Annotated in this window: 3 protein-coding genes; 1 reads left to right on the top strand and 2 read right to left on the bottom strand. The window is 35.6% G+C overall.

The genetic code is table 11. The features are described 5' to 3' along the window. On the top strand, positions 1-1,170 hold a 1,170-nt coding region (ylbJ, locus tag AC1DJR_RS26460), incomplete at its 5' end, for a sporulation integral membrane protein YlbJ (RefSeq protein WP_477003905.1). Here ylbJ and coaD read toward each other — a convergent pair. Together coaD and rsmD are read right to left on the bottom strand one after the other, a co-directional pair. After that, the gene (gene coaD, locus AC1DJR_RS26455) at positions 1,162-1,653 is read right to left on the bottom strand and encodes a pantetheine-phosphate adenylyltransferase (protein WP_044442849.1); all 492 of its coding nucleotides are present in this window, start codon (positions 1,651-1,653) and stop codon (positions 1,162-1,164) included. The two genes, ylbJ and coaD, sit on opposite strands and share 9 nt — an antisense overlap. Continuing rightward, a complete protein-coding gene (rsmD, locus tag AC1DJR_RS26450) occupies positions 1,650-2,216 on the bottom strand; it encodes a 16S rRNA (guanine(966)-N(2))-methyltransferase RsmD (protein WP_001266992.1) in 567 nt (188 codons plus the stop codon). The genes coaD and rsmD overlap by 4 nt, the downstream gene beginning before the upstream one ends. Positions 2,217-2,420 lie beyond the last annotated feature (204 nt).

Below are 2,420 nucleotides of genomic sequence, written 5' to 3'. Positions count from 1 at the left end.
CTTGTACTTCACCCCCAAGATGCTTTGCAAGCTTCAATTCGCGGGTTAAATATATGGTGGGAAGTTGTATTCCCTTCACTACTACCGTTTTTCATCATTGCGGAACTTCTAATCAGTATTGGTATTGTAAAATTTATCGGTGTTATATTAGAACCACTAATGCGTCCACTGTTTCGTGTTCCAGGGGTAGGCGGATTTGTTTGGGCAATGGGAATGGCTTCAGGATTCCCCGCTGGCGCCAAATTAAGCGCTAGACTACGCAAGAGCAATCAACTAACACAAATTGAAGCGGAACGACTCGTATCTTTCACAAATTCTTCTAATCCACTTTTTATTTTTGGAGCGGTTTCTATTGGTTTTTTCAATAATCCGAAATTAGGACTCGTATTAGCAGCAGCACATTATATAAGTAACTTTATCGTCGGATTACTTATGCGCTTTTATGGTAATAACGATACTTACATAAAAGACAAACATACGAATCAAAAGCGTGCCTTCCAAAACCCTTTTTCCATCCTCCACCAAACACGTATGCAAGAAAAAAGACCAATCGGAAAACTACTCGGTGACGCTATCGTTTCTTCTATTCAAACATTGCTCATGATTGGTGGGTTTATTATTTTATTCTCTGTTTTAAATAAAATGATTACTGTTTTCAAAATTACAGAAGCGCTTTCTTTTATTATGCAACATATTTTATCATTCTTCCAACTTACATCCCAATTTAGTATTCCGATATTATCCGGTATTTTTGAAATGACGCTTGGAAGCCAAATGATTAGTCAAATTAATGAATCAACACTTCTTCAACAAGCGATGGTAACAAGCTTCATTTTAGCATTTAGCGGTCTTTCTATTCAGGCACAAGTAGCAAGCATATTAGCGGAGACAGATATCCGCTTTAAACCATATTTTTTAGCTCGAATTATCCAAAGTATTCTCGCTCCTATTTTCACTTTTATATTTTGGGGACCATTTTATGAAAAAGTTCATTCTTTCTCGCCTACGCAAGAAGATCTTCCCGTATTTTTATTGAATCATTCTTATACACTAACTGATATTTGGACATCATTTATACACTACGGACCAATCTTCACCTTATTTTGTTTATATTTGTATGTCATCTTATTGTTTTTACGTATTCATAAAGAAAAACCCCGTTCACTTTAACGGGGTTTTAAACTTGTCTTTTAAAGCACGCTCTACAATCGGAGGAACAAGGTCTACTACACTCCCACCATATCTCGCAACTTCTTTCACAATACTTGAACTTAAAAATGAATATTGATTATTTGTCATAATGAAGAAAGTTTCGATATTTTCGTCTAATTTTCGATTCATTGAAGTAATTTGCATCTCATATTCAAAATCAGAAACTGCTCGCAAACCACGTAATATTGCATTTGCATTACGCATTTTTGCATATTCCACCAATAATCCACTATGTGAATCAACTTTTACATTCGGAATATCCTTTGTCGCCTCTCGAATTAACTCTAGGCGTTCTTCTACCGAAAAGAATGGTTTTTTTGATGAATTGTTTAAAACAACTACATATACTTCATCAAATACTTTTGCTCCCCTTTTAATAATATCCAAATGTCCAAGGGTAATTGGATCAAAACTCCCTGAAGAAATAGCTATACTTGTCATTCTGTCCCCTCACCTTCATACTTATAAATCGAAATTGCTGTAATCCCGTAGTTTTCTGCCCGTACTTTTACAAGTTCTCCTATAGAATCAGGTAAAACCACGTCATCCCCATGCTCTGCCATAATGATGCCATCTTTATTTAACAATCCATGTTGATCCATTACACTAACTAAAGACACAATTTTTTGAGCTTTATATGGAGGGTCTATTAGTATAAGATCGAATGATATTTCACGCTTTATAAGCGCCTTTACCGCACGCTCTGCATCATTTCGGTACACTTCAGCTTGTTCTTGTAGTCTACAGCTTTCTAAATTTTGATGAATGACTTTTATCGCTTTACTATCTCGGTCAACAAAAATCGCTTTATCAATCCCTCTACTTATGGCCTCAATTCCAAGACCACCGCTACCACCAAATAAATCAAGAGCGATACCACCATCATAATAAGGACCTATCATATTAAAAATAGACTCTTTCACTTTATCTGTCGTTGGACGTGTTGTATTACCAGGTACCGCTTTAAGTGGGTGCCCTTTACATTTTCCTGAAACTACTCTCATCTGTTGTCACTACCTTTATTTCAATCTATAGAGCGATTACAGCAAATTCATTTCAATTCGGTAACCGCTACCGATTCATACTATTTCATACATTTTTTCATTAATCTGTTATTTAACTAATTGAAAACCTCAGTTAAAATAATCGCTCGCTATTTCTTTCATATCCATTTCACTATTTGCAAGCAACAACCCTCTATGTACATC

The organism is Bacillus sp. 05T31 (assembly GCF_056396725.1).
Note: the sequence above shows the minus strand (reverse complement) of the source record. Positions and strands in the feature narration are given on the sequence as shown.